This is a genomic window from Methanosarcina sp. MTP4, from assembly GCF_000970045.1.
GTDB lineage: Archaea > Halobacteriota > Methanosarcinia > Methanosarcinales > Methanosarcinaceae > MTP4.
Genome location: NZ_CP009505.1, coordinates 284,652 through 300,874, shown reverse-complemented (window position 1 = coordinate 300,874; position 16,223 = coordinate 284,652). Strand labels below are relative to the sequence as shown.

The 16,223-nt window shown below is 46.6% G+C and carries 14 protein-coding genes; 11 read left to right on the top strand and 3 right to left on the bottom strand.

The window, feature by feature from the left end:
- Positions 1-246 precede the first annotated feature (246 nt).
- The 9 genes from MSMTP_RS01360 (at position 247) to MSMTP_RS01320 (ending at position 11,113) form a co-directional block, all read left to right on the top strand.
- Positions 247-1,221 carry a DUF128 domain-containing protein gene (locus MSMTP_RS01360; RefSeq protein ID WP_048177297.1) on the top strand — a complete coding sequence of 325 codons (975 nt, stop codon included), beginning with the start codon at positions 247-249 and terminating at the stop codon, positions 1,219-1,221.
- 31 nt (positions 1,222-1,252) lie between these two features.
- Positions 1,253-1,915: an MBL fold metallo-hydrolase gene (locus tag MSMTP_RS01355; protein WP_048177296.1), complete on the top strand. Its 663-nt coding sequence runs from the start codon at positions 1,253-1,255 to the stop codon at positions 1,913-1,915.
- Positions 1,916-2,409: 494 nt separating this feature from the next.
- Positions 2,410-3,153, top strand: coding sequence for an ABC transporter ATP-binding protein (locus MSMTP_RS01350; protein WP_048182430.1), 744 nt, complete (start codon positions 2,410-2,412; stop codon positions 3,151-3,153).
- Positions 3,135-4,358: a SufD family Fe-S cluster assembly protein gene (locus MSMTP_RS01345; RefSeq protein WP_048177295.1), complete on the top strand. Its 1,224-nt coding sequence runs from the start codon at positions 3,135-3,137 to the stop codon at positions 4,356-4,358. The genes MSMTP_RS01350 and MSMTP_RS01345 overlap by 19 nt, the downstream gene beginning before the upstream one ends.
- A 730-nt stretch (positions 4,359-5,088) precedes the next feature.
- Positions 5,089-5,448 carry a TrmB family transcriptional regulator gene (locus MSMTP_RS01340; protein ID WP_048177294.1) on the top strand — a complete coding sequence of 120 codons (360 nt, stop codon included), beginning with the start codon at positions 5,089-5,091 and terminating at the stop codon, positions 5,446-5,448.
- Between the two features lie 5 nt (positions 5,449-5,453).
- Complete coding sequence (locus MSMTP_RS01335) at positions 5,454-6,071, top strand: 4Fe-4S binding protein (protein WP_231582871.1); 618 nt, start codon at positions 5,454-5,456, stop codon at positions 6,069-6,071.
- 365 nt (positions 6,072-6,436) lie between these two features.
- Positions 6,437-8,755, top strand: coding sequence for an FAD-binding and (Fe-S)-binding domain-containing protein (locus MSMTP_RS01330; RefSeq protein ID WP_369799612.1), 2,319 nt, complete (start codon positions 6,437-6,439; stop codon positions 8,753-8,755).
- Between the two features lie 30 nt (positions 8,756-8,785).
- Positions 8,786-10,090: an ISNCY family transposase gene (locus tag MSMTP_RS01325; RefSeq protein ID WP_048177293.1), complete on the top strand. Its 1,305-nt coding sequence runs from the start codon at positions 8,786-8,788 to the stop codon at positions 10,088-10,090.
- A 192-nt stretch (positions 10,091-10,282) separates the two neighbouring features.
- Entirely contained in the window at positions 10,283-11,113 is an 831-nt protein-coding gene (locus MSMTP_RS01320) for a heterodisulfide reductase-related iron-sulfur binding cluster (RefSeq protein ID WP_369799611.1), read from the top strand.
- 179 nt (positions 11,114-11,292) lie between these two features.
- On the opposite strand, the gene MSMTP_RS01315 is transcribed toward MSMTP_RS01320, so the two are convergent.
- Entirely contained in the window at positions 11,293-11,508 is a 216-nt protein-coding gene (locus MSMTP_RS01315; protein WP_048177291.1) for a hypothetical protein, read from the bottom strand.
- 303 nt (positions 11,509-11,811) lie between these two features.
- On the opposite strand from MSMTP_RS01315, the gene thsA reads away from it, so the two are divergent.
- On the top strand, positions 11,812-13,425 hold the full coding sequence (gene thsA / locus MSMTP_RS01310; RefSeq protein ID WP_048177290.1) for a thermosome subunit alpha: 1,614 nt from the start codon (positions 11,812-11,814) through the stop codon (positions 13,423-13,425).
- 384 nt (positions 13,426-13,809) lie between these two features.
- Here the strand turns inward: thsA and MSMTP_RS01305 are convergent, their stop codons facing one another.
- Complete coding sequence (locus tag MSMTP_RS01305) at positions 13,810-14,199, bottom strand: DUF473 domain-containing protein (protein WP_048177288.1); 390 nt, start codon at positions 14,197-14,199, stop codon at positions 13,810-13,812.
- Positions 14,200-14,203: 4 nt separating this feature from the next.
- On the bottom strand, positions 14,204-14,950 hold the full coding sequence (locus tag MSMTP_RS01300; protein WP_048177286.1) for a proteasome assembly chaperone family protein: 747 nt from the start codon (positions 14,948-14,950) through the stop codon (positions 14,204-14,206).
- Positions 14,951-15,430: 480 nt separating this feature from the next.
- Here MSMTP_RS01300 and MSMTP_RS01295 point away from each other — a divergent pair, with 480 nt between their 5' ends.
- The gene (locus MSMTP_RS01295) at positions 15,431-16,018 is read left to right on the top strand and encodes a pyruvate kinase alpha/beta domain-containing protein (protein WP_048177284.1); all 588 of its coding nucleotides are present in this window, start codon (positions 15,431-15,433) and stop codon (positions 16,016-16,018) included.
- Positions 16,019-16,223: the final 205 nt, after the last annotated feature.

Sequence of the window (16,223 nt, the reverse complement as noted above, 5' to 3'; positions counted from 1 at the left end):
CCCTTACAAACCAGTAAAATTGTTTCGCGCCGGTTAGGAAAAAATCTGTCTCCGGCGGCACAGGAGACAAACTTATTTAAGTACTAAAAGATTTACTATAATTGAATATTTAAGACCAGCGTTGAATCAAAATCAACAACATGTTTGCATTTGCCTTTTCAAGAACATTTCCATATATTTCACAGTTTTTCTCGCGGAAACCCGCGAAGATCATGATTTTACATACAGGGTACAACGGTGTTTAACATGATGGATCCGCAAATAGAGCGAAAACTCATAGAGATAATGAGGGTAATTCACGAAAGTGACAAGCCCATAGGTGCCCGGGCCATAGCCGACGAACTGAACAACAGGGGCTATGACATAGGGGAGCGGGCAGTCCGCTACCACCTTAGGATCCTGGATGAGAGGGGTTTTACACGCAAGCACGGGTATGCCGGGCGCACACTTACTGAACTCGGGGAAAGCGAGATGCACGACGCCCTTATAGGGGACCGTTTCGGTTTTGTGATATCCCGAATTGAGGAGATGGCGTTCAGGACCACGTACAACCCCGAGACTAACAAAGGGGATGTGGTAGTAAACGTTTCGTATTTTGACAAGGACGATTTCGAAACCGTCATTGACGTGCTTTCTTACACGGCAAATTCCGGGTACACGATAAGCTCGAGGGTCAAGATCTTTGAAGAGGAGACAGATACGGAAATTTCCCTTCCCCCAGGGAAAATAGGGATTGCTACCGTCTGCAGTGTCACCTTCGACGGGCTCATGCTAAAAGCGGGAATACCTGTGGAACCTGCTTACGGAGGAGTCATGCAGATCGAAAACAACGCACCTGACCGCTTTCTGGACCTTATATCCTACAGTGGGACATCCATCGACCCGATAAAGGTCTTCATGACAAGGAAACCGACCTCGGTACTCGAAGTCCTTGAACACGGGAATGGGAAAATCCTTGCCAACATGCGCCAGGTAAATTCTTCGGCATATGACAGGGTAAAGGAAATCATTGAAAAGGCAGAAAAAGCCGGATTAAAAGGCTGCCTTCCTCCGGGAGACGTCGACGAGTTTCTATACGGGGCTCCCGTCGAGATAGGAAAGTTTGGAATTGCGGTGGTAGGCGGGATCAACGGGATCTGCGCCCTGGAAGAAACCGGGATAGAAATCGTCACCGACCCCATCTCAACAGTGCTGGAATACAGCAGCATGTCCGAACTCTGAGGCAAAAGAAGGAAAGAAGAAGGGGAGAGAGATGCTCAGGCTGACCATAGTATACGACAACGAGGCAAAAACCGGATTCACCGGAAGCTGGGGCTTTGCAGCCCTTCTTGAAACAGAAGAAGAAACGCTCCTTTTTGACACCGGATGGGACGGCGGGCTCCTTCTTGAAAACCTTAAAAAATTGGAAATCGACCCCACAAACATCCGTAAACTTGTCCTATCCCACCAGCACTGGGACCACATCGGCGGGGTGCCCGAAGTCCTCCGGGCAAGTCCCGGGCTTACGGTCTATGCCCCCACATCCTTTTCAAAAAACATCAAGGCTGAAATCGCAAAAAGGGCCAGCCTTATAGAAATTAGTGAAAGCCAGGAGATAATTCCCGGAGTCAGGAGTACCGGAGAACTGGGGGATAAAATCAAAGAACAGTCCCTTATCCTCGATTCCGGCAAGGGACTTTATGTGCTGACAGGTTGTGCCCACCCCGGCCTTTCAGCTATCATGGACTCCGCCCTTAGCTTCGGAAAGGTAAAAGGGATCATCGGAGGCCTGCACGACAGCAAGGAGTTCGAAAGGCTTGAAGGGCTGGAACTTGTTGCAGCCGGGCACTGCACAACCCATAAAGAAGAAATAAAAAAGCTGTTCCAGGCAGAATATGTGGAAATCGGAGCCGGACTGCGCCTTGAATTGGAGTGAATAGTTCTTCGATCCCGGACACCAAAACTCCTCCTGTTCCTTCAGTACTTCCCCTGCTCCAAATTCTATACATTATATCCTCAATAATTCCCCTGCTCCTTATAATTCCCTGTTCTAAATTTTACAAACCTTCTTTAACCTCTTACTTTTGAGTATCTAATACATTTTTCTCAACAAATCAATCCCTTGATTTTGCAGAGGGGATACAGGGGAAAACGGGAGATGCAGAAAACGTATAATAGAAATACGATGCCCTCTTAAAATGATACAGGATTCTTGCGGGGAGATAGGAGAGTCGGACAAAGTAATTTTTATGTTGGGATTTCTTATGATCTTGCCTGCAGAGTTAAATTTCCATTGAATGATGCGCTTTGAATGACACGCGATTGTGTGGTTTAATGATGCGTTTTGAATGACGTGTTTTGAAAAATTATTATCCCGGGATGCGGAAGAAATTGGAAACCGTGCCGGATGAAAATGAGGGAGAATTGCCGATGCTTAAAATAGAAAACCTGAGAGTAGAGGTCAACGGAAAAACACTTCTCCATGACGTAAACCTTGAAGTGGGGAAGGGGTATACTAACGTGCTCTTCGGGCCGAACGGAGCAGGAAAATCCGCCCTGATGCGGGCTATAATGGGCTTTAGCGAATACAAAGTCGTGGAGGGCAGTATCCTGTATAAAGGGGAAGACATAACCCACCTTCCAGTAGACGAAAGGGCCCGGAAGGGACTCGGGATCATGACGCAGCGCCCGCCCAACATGTCGGGGATAAAGCTCCGGGATCTTGTGTATACGGTAGCGAAAGGAGAAAAGGACCCGGAAGTCCTTGCCGAAAACCTTGACATGCAGCGCTTCATGGACAGAGACGTGAACGTCGGCTTTTCGGGGGGAGAAATAAAACGTTCCGAGCTCCTGCAGCTTGCAGCCCAGAACCCGGGCCTCTACCTTCTGGACGAGCCCGAGTCCGGAGTTGACCTTGTGAGCATAGGACATGTAGGAACGAAGATCAGGGAACTGCTGAACCAGGGGATCGAATGTCCCGGAGAACGCTGCAAGAAAGGAAAATCCGCCCTGATTATCACCCACACCGGCCAGATCCTGGACTACGTGCAGGCGGACAGGGGCTACATCCTCTGCAACGGGACGATCATGTGTTCGGGCAACCCCCTGGAAATGCTAGAAGAAATCAAGAAAAAAGGGTATGAGGAGTGTGTCAAATGCAAGCTGATGAGATAAACCTGAAAAAGAAAGCCGAAAGTGCGATTGGGAAAAAAGCGGCTTTCGGGGAAGATTTCGAGCTTGAGAAATTCGAGGAGGCTTCAAAGATTTCCGAGCCCATCGAAAACATGAAGGAACTGGATGAGGAAAGCCAGAGGACCCTTCTTAAGGTAGGAGTGCTCCCAAGCGAGGAAGGCCGTGCAGGCACCCTGCTGATGAAGGACAATGCAATTTCCCATACCTCCCTGAAGGATAAGAACATAGAGCTCATGTCCACCCAGGCAGCTCTGCAGAAGCACGAATGGCTCAAGGACTACGCCTGGAACCTCGTGGCCGTGGACGCGGACAAATACACGGCAAAAAGCTACCTGGAAGATGCGGACGGGTACTTCATCAGGGCGCCTGCAGGCAAAAAAACCGTATTTCCGATCCAGACCTGTCTCCTGCTGGGGAGCAAAAAAGTCTCTCAGACCGTGCACAACATAGTGGTCGTGGAAGAAGAAGCCCGGCTCGACATTATCACCGGCTGCACAACGCAGAAAGGAGTTGAGGAAGGGCTGCACCTGGGAATTTCCGAAATGTACGTAAAAAAAGGTGCCACCCTGAACTTCACCATGATTCACAACTGGGCCGAGAACATAGGGGTCCGCCCCAGGACTGTTGTCCACGTGGAAGAAGGAGGCACCTTTGTCAGCAACTATATCTGCCTCAAACCTGTGCGTTCGATCCAGTCTTTCCCAACTGTCAGGCTTGAAGGGAAAGGAGCCGTAACGAGGCTTAACACCATCGCAATCGCCCACCCGGGCTCGGAACTTGACCTGGGGAGCAGGGCAGTCTTCAATGCCCCGGGCACAAGGGCCGAACTAATCTCGAGGACAATCACCACAGGCGGGAAAGTGATTGCAAGAGGGGAAATGATAGGCAACGCCGTCGGCGCAAAAGGGCACCTGGAATGCAGGGGGCTAGTCCTGAGCAGTAAAGGAAGCCAGAGGGCAATCCCCATCCTGGAAGCAAACGTGGATGATATAGAACTGACCCACGAAGCAGCTGTAGGAAAGATCGCCCAGGACCAGGTGGAATACCTTATGTCCCGGGGGCTTACCGAAGACGAGGCCGTGGGCATGATAGTTCGTGGTTTCCTGGACGTAGGTATAAAAGGCATCCCTGAGGAACTTAGAGGTGAAATAGAAGATACGATTACCCAGACGGCTCTCGGGATGTAAAACTCCCGGTATCTATCTACCTTATTTGAGAAAACAGACTTACTAACTTTTACTTACATTTTTTTGAAAAAAGTGTGGAAGCCGACAGGAAAAAGGATAAACCTGCCGGACTTTCTTTTGTGGAGTTTTGTGGAGTATTGTGGATTAAAATGAGCCGAAAATGTGACTCTAAAGTAAGGTTTCCTTGTGGAGGAGAAACCTGAGAGAATGCACCGCTCATTTAACCGCAATTTGCAGATTAGAGAGGGGATATAAAAACTTATCTATGCCGGACAGATCGTGGGCAGTTATTCAGACAAAAGTAGAAAAATCACTGTTAACAAGAGATGAAATGTCACAAAAGAGACGGCGTCTGGACAAAATAGAACGCGAAGTTTTCCATAGAAGACTTACACCCCTCGAAGTAAAATTTTGCATATTCAAATAGATTTGATTTATCTGAAAATAATCGGCTCCAAATTAACTGAAAATTGCTCAAATTTTAGATTACGGGTTAAGATCATGAAATGGGATCATGAGATGACTCAACCTTAAGTGACTTAATTTCAGGTTAATCAATTTAACATAATTCCTTTTTGAAACTGAAGCTTTTCTCAGCCCCCTTTGCAACCAGAACCATAATTGAAGAAGTTAAGTACTGCGGTTTTACAGAAGCAGAATTCAGTACTTGTCAGTGTTTATATAAGACTGCCGATATAATACAGTACTGCGAGAGATTGGAGGCCATGGTATGATAGACTTTGCATGCAAGGAATTCAAAGTAGAAGACGTAATCAAATGCGCCCTGAGCCTTACCAGGGCTGACCTGAAGGTATTGAAGCATTTCTTAAACGATACCGAACACTGGTTTGACACTGACACTCTTTCAAAAGCCCTTAAACTTGACATCTCCACTGTCCAGCGTTCCGTGAAAAAGCTGTACGAAAAAGAGATTCTTCAGAGATCTCAGCAGAACCTGGACGGCGGAGGCTACGTATTCATCTACAAAATTCACTCCAGAACCAAAATAAAAAACATCATCATGAGCGTTGTCCAGACCTGGGCCGAAAGGCTCGGACAGGAACTGGAACAATGGGAAAACAGAGGTTGATAAACTTGCTTAAAATAACACCTTACCTGGGGATTCTTGTCCTCATCGTGTCCATAGGAGGGCTCTGGTACCCTGCACTCGGATATTTCATGCTGTTAGTCTTTGCCGCCATATTCCTTATAAGCCCCTTCAGAGGCCGCTGGTTCTGCGGAAACCTCTGTCCCAGAGGCAGTCTTGTAGATTTCTGGATTTCAAAAATCTCTAGAAAAGAAAAGATTCCCGCCGTATTCAGAAGTTTCTGGCTGAGGATTCCGGTCTTTTTCCTGCTCATGGGCTTCATGGGCTACAGGGTCATGAGCGTCATCGGAACCCTGAATATGTTTGAAAAAATAGGCATGATCCTCGTGACCATGTGCATTGTAACCACAGTGATTGCAGTTATCTTTGGCACTTTCCTGAGCCCGCGGGCCTGGTGTACTTTCTGTCCGATGGGCACAGCCCAGAACCTGCTAGGAGGCAAAAAGTACCAATTGCAGGTCAAACAGGAAAACTGCATCAGCTGCAAAAAATGCGAAAAAGTCTGCCCAATGCAGCTCGACGTCTGCAACAGCGAAGCAATGTCCGACTGTATCAAGTGCGGACGCTGCGTGGAAGCCTGTCCTAAAGACGCCCTGTGTTTCTGAGCGATTGAACTTCCAATTATTACAATTTTAATTTTTATTATTTTAATTTTACATTAGTTAACGCCCTGTAAACAATGTTTTAAATTAATAAGCATACAATATATAATATGGGGAGCCGGAAACACTTTTAATCAGGCCTGACTTTATGCCAGCTGGGCATGAATTTTTCAATTGGGTATGACTTTTTGCCAATTGGATATCAGTGAAAATGGATTTTTACTCCAGCGGATCCGGATAAATTCCAGGTGAGTCTGACTTAATTCCATTTGATCAGGAGTTATTCCAGCCGGTAAGGGGTTATTCAACAGTTCATGTACATTGCTACGGTTTACGGGAATCCGAAACAAATCCAGGGGGAAAAGAACATGACAGATCGCGTCCCGGAACTTTCAGCCGCACAGAAAACGGAACTTTCGGAAATCTTCGGAAAGCATGTCAATCTTGACAAACGCGAACGCCACTACTACAACCACGACATAGGAGCCCTGCCACCTCTTGTAAAGAAGGTGATAGGAAATACCGATCCTGCTGCGGTCGTAAAAGTCAGGAGTGAAGGAGATTCTGTCAAACTCCTGGAATTTGCAAACCGGCACAGGATACCGGTGGTCCCTAGAGCAGGGGCATCCTCGGGATACGGGGGAGTCATCCCGACAAAAGGTGGGATCGTTGCTGATGTGACCCTGTTAAACGGGGTTCTTAGCATTGACCCGGAAACAGAGACAGCCGTTGTGCAGAGCGGGATCATCTGGGAAAAACTTGAGAGAAAGCTAAACGAAAAAGGGCTTTCCCTCAGAGCCATACCGTCAAGCGCCCCTTCTTCAACCGTCGGGGGCTGGCTCATGCAGAGCGGAGCAGGCTACGGAAGTTATGAGTTTGGATGGGGACACGAGAGCATGGAAAACGTCCGGATAGTCCTCCCGAACGGAAAAATGAAGGAATTTTCAGGCCCCGAACTAAGCAAACTCATAGGGACCATGGGGACGACAGGTATAATTACGGAAGTCACCCTGAAAGTCCAGAAACAGGAAGAAAGAAACGCAGTTTCAGCCAGTTTTCCGAACGCTGCAGCCCTCAGGAAAGCCGTCGAGACCATAAGGGAGAAGAAAGTTCCGCTCTGGTCAATTTCCTTCCTGAACCCGGAATGGGCAGACATGAAGAACAAAGCGCCCAGAAAACTCCATTACGGGGAAGTCGTGGACAAAGACAGGCCCGTGCTCCCAAAGGCTTACGTCTGCACTTTCATGTACCCTGCATCAAGGGATGTCTCAGGCCTCACAGAAGCAATCGAAAATGCGGGAGGCACGGCCCTTCCGGAAGAAATCTCAAAACACGAGACCGAAGAGTGGTTCAAGTCCATGAAGGTGAAGAGGCTTGGCCCTTCATTCATCCCGGCAGAGATTCTGGTGCCGCTCGATAAGATGGACAGGGTCTTTGAAGAAATCAAAAAGAGAATCAAACTCCAGGTGCTTACCGAAGGTATGGTCATAGGGGACGGAAATGTGGTGCTCCTCTGCTTTATACCCCATTCGGAACGCTCGGTCCTCTTTAACACGGCTTTTGCCCTTTCCCTGAGTATCCTAAAGATCGCGGAAGAAAACGGGGGCAGGGTTTATTCCTCGGGGCTTTTTTTTGCCTCAAAGAAAAAGGACGTCTTCGGGGACAGGCTTGCCGAAATCGAAGCCCTCAGGAAAGAATTCGACCCTAACGGGATAATGAACCCCGAAACTCTGGAAGGAAAGGGTCTCCTTAACACTGCCGTTTCCATGGGAGCTTCGTTCGAGCCTCTGGGCCGGATAGTTGGGAACATGTCCGGGATAGGGAAGACCACCTTCAAAGAAGAAAAGGAAATCCCTGCAGAGGTTGCGGAACTTGCCTACTCCTGTTCCCAGTGCGGCTACTGTGTGAGTGAATGCGACCAGTACTACGGCCGGGGCTGGGAGTCCCAATCGCCCCGGGGAAAATGGTTCTTTATCAAGGAATACCTGGCAGGCCGGGAAAAGCTTGACCAGCGGCAGACAAACACCTTCCTTGCCTGCACCACCTGCCAGATGTGCGACGCCCGTTGTGAGCTTGACATGCCAATCGAACACGCCTGGATGACCATGCGCGGGAAACTGGTTGATGAAGAAGAGAAAATGACCTTCCCCCCCTTCGAGATCATGGCAGCCAGCCTCCTGAAAGAACGGAACATCTGGGCAAACTACCGCAAGGACAGGGACAAATGGATTCCGGATGATATCCGGGCAAAGATGAAGGACGAAGCTGAGTACGCCTACTTTGCGGGCTGCACCGCCTCTTTTGTGGAGAAAGACGTGGCTGTAGGGGCTGTGCGTATGCTCGACGATGCAGGTGTTGAATTCACGGGGCTTTTTGACAGGGAAGCGTGCTGTGGGATACCCATGCTCGTTGCCGGGAAGTGGGACGTCTTTGAAAAGATCATGCGGATGAACGTCTACAACATGAAAAAGCGAGGCGTAAAAACCGTTATCACTTCCTGCCCTGCCTGCTGGCTCATGTGGCACACCGTCTATCCCCAGTGGGCGGAGAAACTAGGAATCGAATACGTGCTTGAGACAAAGCACTATTCCGAAGTCCTGGTGGAGCGCCTGGACGTGCTGAAGACTCAGTTCCAAAATCCAGTGATAAAAGTAAGTGTAACACCATTACATAAAATTTATAATTAGTTGATTATGTAATGATGTTACGGCAAAAACATGGTGACAATATACCTTAACCTTAATAACTTTTCTGAGCTTCCTACTCTTTTGGACATTTTTGGCAATTATGACAACGATTATGAATATACTGCAGAAGGAATTTTTCGTAAAAAGACTTCTCCATCATGTCCTAAATGCAACATTCCTATGGTTCATAATGGTTACAACACATACACCAAAAAAGGGCTTGGAGACGTCAAAATCGGCAAATATAAGTGTTCAAATTGTAACTGCACACTTGAAGAAAATCGTAGTTTCTGGGAAGAGATTAAGTCTGTTCTTTTTGATTCATTTAACGATTTTTTTCAACTACTCAGATATCATAATGTCTCACATAAAGGAATTTCTTCCATTATGGATTTCATATATCCAAGATCAAAAAGCACTATTCTCAGAGAATTCAACAAAAATATGGATCAAGAGAAGGTTCCAAATGTAGAATATGTATACATGGTACACTATGACGAACAGCATCCAAAGGAAGGACGTTGTCAAAAATATCGTTTAACCTTACTTGATGCAAAAACTCAAAGACCATTAGCTGATGAGCTTTTTGATGATAAAAATTCAGAAACAATCAAAAATTTCCTTAAAAAGCATCTGGATACTTCTAAACCTGTGTTCATAGTTACGGATTTTGACAATACTTATCCTGGAGTTTTAAAGGAAGTTTTTGGAGATAAGTTAGTACATCAGTATTGTTTGATGCACTTAAACAAGCTTATAGTTCATGATTTTCCACGGAAAACGTCTATTGAGCAGGAATTATTGAAATATAAAATGTTGAACATATTTTATAATCGAGAAAAGGAGATCGATTTTCTGGAAAAACTTCTACCTGAGGAACTTAATTTAAGCGGTGACGAAAAACAGTACGTAGAATGGATTAAAACGGCAAAAAAGCAATTTAATAAGTATAGACATGGATTAAAACTTGAAAGGCGAAGAAAAAAAGAAAATCTCACACATCATTGCCTTGAAAAGGCAAGAACAAATTTTGAAGATTTGATGAGAAATATAAGAACATACGATGAAGGTATCCAAAAACGACTGTGGATGATCAATAGTCATTGGTTAAATCTTACTGTGTTTCATTATCTTCCTGGATCTCCAGCAACGAACAATCCAATAGAAAGCTATTTTTCAAAAAGTCTTAAAACAGATAGCAAAAAGCAGTTTAGAACTGATACTGGAATTGAAAACCAGATTAAACTCGCTAAGATGAAAAGAGCGGGAATGATAACAAAACCAGACAAATCACTTTTGGAGTTATTTAGAACATTTACACCTTTCAAGGTATAGTGAACGATTCTAAGATAAAAATTTCTTATCAAAATAGCGGAGCGTATCGATTTATCTCTCGGATAAATTTAATCTATATATGATAATTATTTGAAAATTTAAAAAAATTGAACTCAAGGTGGAACTAAAAGATGAAGTTAACATACTGATGCATTTAGTTTTGAGGAAAGTCGTGATTCAGTGAAAGAAATAATGAAAATCACTGGATTATGGAATTGTGTCGTGCTGAAGCCCAAATTAAAAAAACCGCTCAATAAAGTGGTTGCCTGGCATGACTCCTGCCACCTGGGAAGAGCCGGAGGCAAAGTCTACGAACCTCCGAGAGAGCTGTTGAAAGCCATCCCGGGCATCCAGTTCAGGGAACTTGAACATAACAGGGAACAGGCTCACTGCTGCGGTTCGGTGGTCAGCCTGATTGCCGAGCCTCCGGTTGCATATAAACTTGGAGGTATGAGGCTTCAGGAAGCTGCAGATGTGAACGCGGATATCATTGCGGCTCTATGCCCCTGCTGTACGGTCCAGTTCCGTGTCGCAGCCGAGAAAAACAACATGAAAATAGAGTCCCAGGACCTCGGTGCCCTTGTGGCCAGAAGCCTCGGCTATGACATCCCGGACACGACAAACTACGCCCTGCAGTCATGGGTGCCCTTTGAGAAAATGATCGACCTCATGCAGCCCGAAAACATGGCCGGCCTTATGGTAGAACTCCTGCCCGAGATAATGGCAGCCATGCCAGCGCCCCTGCAGTCCATGATGAAAATGGTCAAATACGTGCCCGGCATGGACGCCCTGATGAAGCCCATGATGCCGGTTATGATGCCCAGACTCATGCCCTCGGTCATGCCCGAAGTCATGCCTGACATGCTCAAAGCCGTAGAAAAGCGGGTTCCTATGCCCGATTACATGAGAGAGCAGCTCCCGGACCTCATGCCAAAAGCCATGGAAAACCTGATGCCGAACATGCTGCCCCAGATCATCCCGCTCCTTACCCCACGGATGATCGAGTACATCAAGAAACATTGAAACAGAGACGCAGAGAAAAAAATAGGTTCAGAGAAAAAATAAGTGAAGAGAAAAAATAAGTGAAGAGAAAAAATAAGTGAAGAGAAAAACGGAAGAAATTTTAGGAAATTCCTCCGAGCTCAACTTTTTGTGGTTTAATGTATTGTGGTTTAAATACAAAGCAAGAAACTTCAAAATAATTATGGAGTAGAGATTAAACAGATGAGCAAACTTTCTGTATCTTCTTTTAACAGGGCACTCCATGAGATTGCAAAACCGACGGCTCGGACAGAACCGGGGACATGGAAACCGGCCCCTGTGTTCTCAATCAGTTCAACAGCTATATGCCTGACCTTGTTTTTCATGCTGCCAAAGGTCCTGGGGTAAAGAGAAAGTTCCGTACTTCTGGCAAACATTGTTTTTATGCTCTTTTTAATGGGAATCCTTCTAAATTTTGCGCCCTGAAAAGTCCCTGCGAGTGAAAGCAAAATTCAGGAAGATTAAAAGATTAAAAGGAGCAGAAGCCCTTTTTTTAAAAGAGATTTATTTCCGGCTCAGAGGAAATGTTATATAGAAGTGCTTGCATTAAGAATATGAAAATTACGTACTGAAAATTACGTACTGAAAATTGCGTACTGAAAATTGCGTACTTAAGAGTTCAACTAATCAACTAATAAAAAATCATATAAATTCAAAATCATTATACAGGAGATTGAAGTTTGGCAGCACAACCAATCTTTATTTTAAGAGAAGGAAGCCAGAGGACCCACGGTTCCGACGCACAGCACAACAACATCATGGCCGCAAAGGCCGTAGCTGAGTCAGTTAGGACCACTCTTGGGCCGAAGGGTATGGACAAGATGCTCGTGGACTCCATGGGCGATGTAGTGATCACGAATGACGGGGCAACCATCCTCAAGGAAATGGACATCGAACACCCCGGCGCAAAAATGATCGTGGAAGTTTCCAAGACCCAGGACGCAGAGGTAGGAGACGGGACCACCACCGCAGCTGTTCTTGCAGGAGAACTCCTGGAAAAGGCAGAAGAACTGCTGGAAAGCGGTGTCCACCCCACCCTGATCGCAAGCGGATACAGGCTCGCAGCAAACCAGGCTACAAAGACCCTGGAGACTATCACAATCAGCGTCTCCCCGGAAGACACCGAAACCCTGGAGAAGCTGGCAGCAACCGCAATCACCGGGAAAGGGGCAGAATCTTACAAGGAACACCTCTCCGCACTTACGGTAAAGGCAGTCAGGTCCATCGTTGAAGAAAGAGAAGGGAAGATCACGGTCGACATCGAAGACATCAAGACCGAAAAGAGACCTGGGGGAAGCATCAGTGACTCTGAGATAATTGAAGGTGTCCTCGTTGACAAGGAACGCGTCCACGCCGCCATGCCCGAAGTCATAGAAGACGCAAAGATCCTCCTCTTAAGCGTACCCATCGAACTCAAGAAGACCGACACCAAGGCAGAGATCAAGATCACAACCCCTGACCAGATGCAGCTTTTCCTTGACCAGGAAGAAGCAATGCTCAGGGAAATTGTGGACAAAGTAATCGCCACCGGCGCCAACGTTGTCTTCTGCCAGAAGGGAATGGACGACCTTGCCCAGTACTACCTGACAAAGGCAGGAATTTTCGGCATGCGCAGGGTTAAGAAGAGCGACATGGACAAACTATCCCGTGCAACCGGGGCAAAGGTAATCACCAGCATCGACGAGATTGAGGAGTCCGACCTCGGGTATGCGGGCCTTGTGGAAGAAAAGGACGTCACTGGCTCCAGAATGACCTTTGTCACAGGCTGCAAGGACAGCAAGACCACCTCTATCCTCCTCCGCGGCGGAACCGAGCACGTGGTAGACGGCATCTCAAGAGCTCTCGAAGACGCTCTCAGAGTCGTGGGTGTAGCCCTCGAAGACCAGATGGTCGTTGTGGGCGGCGGCTCCCCTGAGATCGAACTTGCTCTCAGGCTCAAGGAATATGCGGCAACCCTGAAAGGCAGGGAACAGCTTGCAGTTACGAAGTTTGCCGAGTCCCTGGAAGTCATTCCCCAGACCCTCGCAGAAAACGCAGGGCTGGACCCCATCGACATGCTCGTGGAAATGCGCTCCCAGCACGAGAAGGGCAACAAGAAGGCAGGCCTCAACGTCTACACCGGGAAGATCGAAGACATGTACGAAAACAATGTCATCGAGCCCCTCAGGATCAAGACCCAGGCAATCAACGCCGCCACTGAGGCAGCAATCATGATCCTCAGGATCGACGATGTGATTGCTTCCGCAGGCATGAAAGCAGGCCCCGGCGGAGAAATGCCGGACATGGAATTATAAACCTGTTGAAACTATTGAACAAAATTGAAATATACGGTTGTCGGAAAATTTCAGATTCCGCAACCCACTTCTTTTTTTACCCCGGACTCATTTAGCCCGACATTTTTCACATGCCTTAAAATAAATACGTTTATCAAAAACCTTCGGAACAGACCGTTCCAGTAGAAAATAAGTTATTCAAACAGATGTCGTAGGTTATCCGTTTCACTACGTCTATGGAACAGACCTTTCCAGTAGAAAATAAGTTATTCAAAAATCTTCTGACAAAGCTCTTCTCTAAAAAAAAGTTATTCGGATCATGAGTCAACCTCGTCAAAAGGGAAATCCGTTTGGCAAAAAGGGGAAAAAGTTTTGAAGAAGCTGTTTCACCAGCCTGGAAACTTTTTACCGGGCTTCATAGCAGGGAATTTCCCTGGCGTCCACTACTACCGGTTTGCCAAGTTCATTTGAGATGACGCTGCGTACCCTTGCCATGCACCTGCATTCAAGTTGAACGCGAGCAGCCATGGTTTCACATTCCTCGATATACAAATCATTTGCACTGATAATGGAATGTGTGGAGATCTGCCTTTGCACGACCCTGGCAATGAGCCCTGTGGTCCCGTCCGTTAAATCGTCACGCCGGGTGGATGTTAAGAGAACCTGATCCCCTGCATTAAGCCCAAGTACACCGAAAAAATTTTGTGGGTTCCGAATTTCAAGAGTCCTGAGTGAATGTGTTTTAAGGGCTTCAATCACTGAATCGGCAATTCCGGTTAGTGCAATGTACTCCATAGGATCACCCGTACATTGGGAATTCCTTTTTAACTTCTCCTTTCTGTTCGGAGGTCTGGACATCTTCAGCAAGTTTTTGCAACTCAACTTCTATGCGCTCGGCTTGCTTTATGAGCCGTTCGGTATCGATCGACAGCCCGTAGAGTTTGTTTAAAACCTCAACAACAGCAGAAGCAGCCCTGGGATCTGGGTTCTGGGTCCGGGTAGCTCCGAGCAGGCTCAGCGCCGGGATTCCCCTGAGCAGGCATTCGGCCATCACACTGCCAGAAATACCTGAAATGGTTCCCATCTGGAAGACCTCCACTTCGTCCTTGATCTTGTCCAGCATCTCCTGGGTAGTGGCTGCCCCGAAGACCTTGTGTCCCCCATCCATGATAGCAATTCCAGCAATAGAGGCAATTTCCTTTACATTGATGGACTCTGCCCAGTCAACCAGGGCATTGCTTACATCGTAGGAAACCGAATGGCTGATAGGGATATCCGAAATCACGATAATCAGGTTGTGCTCCACACTTTCATAGATCCGGACAGGCATGTTGATAAGCCCCTCGTAGAGTACGGCAATGGAGGGGAAATACCTGGACTCGATAGAACCGATGTACTCCATATCCATCTCTTCGATCAGGTGCTGACTTGCAATGTTCCCAACAAGCCCGATTCCGGGGAAACCTTCAATCAAAACAGGGTTTTTTGACTGCACAGGTTTCGTAATAATCTTCACGTCATTGTTATCATAATCCGTATCTGACAAAGTACCACCTCACTGAAAATATAACCCCTACACCTATATCTTACCTAATCATACTTAAACAGGTTCTCAAAGGCCCGAACCCGGGGAATCCTAAACCCTTCACAAAATTAAAAATTAAGGGTAGTTTCCGGGCCCCCTGAAAACCAAAAACCCTCCATAGTATTTAAAGAGAATCTCCTGATATATATGTTTTATTGAGATAACTTAAAATATTTCATCAGATACTTAGATAAAATCGATATTCAGTTTATAATTAGTATCAAGTGAATAATTGATAGCCAGACTCCAGCAGGTTCAGGAGAAAACGAGGGCAAAACCTGCAATAAAACCTGCAATAATTCAGGTTATTCATACGGAAGGAAAATAATCCGTAGAAAAGAAAAAAAAGAGGAAAAGAGTTCATAAAAACCCTCTAAATAGAAATGAATTAACCTCTGAATGGAAATAAACAAACCTTAAAAATTCAAAGGAGAACCGCACATGGAAAAACCGATTCTTTATCTGGACAGCGTAGGGGAAACAAACACTGATGCCGTGGTTGGGGCTGCGGCAAAAAGAGCCGCAGAACTTGGGATCACACACATCGTTGTTGCAAGCACCAGTGGAAAAACCGCCCTCAAGATGGCAGAAGCCGTGAAAAGCACCGGCGTCAAGGTCATCGGCATAAGCCACCAGTACGGGCAAAAAGAGAAAGGCGAATGGGAAGTGGAAGAGGAATACAAACAGAAACTTGAGGAGCTCGGAGCCGTTATCACCACCCAGTCCCACATGTTTTCAGGGATCGAACGCTCAATAACCAGGAAGTTCGGAGGCTATTCCCGGATAGAAGTGATTTCCGACACCCTGCGATCCCTTTTCGGAAAAGGCTTCAAGGTAGCGGTCGAAGTCGCAATCATGGCGGCAGACTCAGGGCATATTCCCATCTCTGAAGACACGGAAATCATTGCAATTGGCGGTACTCGCTGGGGTGCGGACGTTGCCCTTGTGCTCAGGCCTGCCCACAGCAACGACTTCTTCTCCATGCAGGTCCGGGAAATCATTGCCATGCCGCGGGCAAAGGAAGATTGAAAGGAAAATGCTTGCGGCCTGAAAAGACTGCAAACTTCTCTTTTTTCAAAGCGAGGACCGGAAAAACAAAACCGGAATGACAGGAACCTCCGGATACTCTTTGATCCGGCCTGAACTTATATCCAAACACCCGATAATTCCACCCTGCTTATCCCGGTTTAGATCTATCCCCAAAGTTAAATATAGCTGAGAGATATTTATTCCC

Excerpts from the sequence above, each read along its gene's own strand:
- MSMTP_RS01360 (WP_048177297.1), top strand. The coding sequence starts at position 247 with ATGATGGATCCGCAAATAGAGCGAAAACTCATAGAGATAATGAGGGTA.
- MSMTP_RS01355 (WP_048177296.1), top strand. The coding sequence starts at position 1,253 with ATGCTCAGGCTGACCATAGTATACGACAACGAGGCAAAAACCGGATTC.
- MSMTP_RS01350 (WP_048182430.1), top strand. The coding sequence starts at position 2,410 with ATGCTTAAAATAGAAAACCTGAGAGTAGAGGTCAACGGAAAAACACTT.
- MSMTP_RS01345 (WP_048177295.1), top strand. The coding sequence starts at position 3,135 with ATGCAAGCTGATGAGATAAACCTGAAAAAGAAAGCCGAAAGTGCGATT.
- MSMTP_RS01340 (WP_048177294.1), top strand. The coding sequence starts at position 5,089 with ATGATAGACTTTGCATGCAAGGAATTCAAAGTAGAAGACGTAATCAAA.
- MSMTP_RS01330 (WP_369799612.1), top strand. The coding sequence starts at position 6,437 with ATGACAGATCGCGTCCCGGAACTTTCAGCCGCACAGAAAACGGAACTT.
- MSMTP_RS01325 (WP_048177293.1), top strand. The coding sequence starts at position 8,786 with ATGGTGACAATATACCTTAACCTTAATAACTTTTCTGAGCTTCCTACT.
- MSMTP_RS01320 (WP_369799611.1), top strand. The coding sequence starts at position 10,283 with ATGAAAATCACTGGATTATGGAATTGTGTCGTGCTGAAGCCCAAATTA.
- MSMTP_RS01315 (WP_048177291.1), bottom strand. The coding sequence starts at position 11,508 with ATGTTTGCCAGAAGTACGGAACTTTCTCTTTACCCCAGGACCTTTGGC.
- MSMTP_RS01305 (WP_048177288.1), bottom strand. The coding sequence starts at position 14,199 with ATGGAGTACATTGCACTAACCGGAATTGCCGATTCAGTGATTGAAGCC.
- MSMTP_RS01295 (WP_048177284.1), top strand. The coding sequence starts at position 15,431 with ATGGAAAAACCGATTCTTTATCTGGACAGCGTAGGGGAAACAAACACT.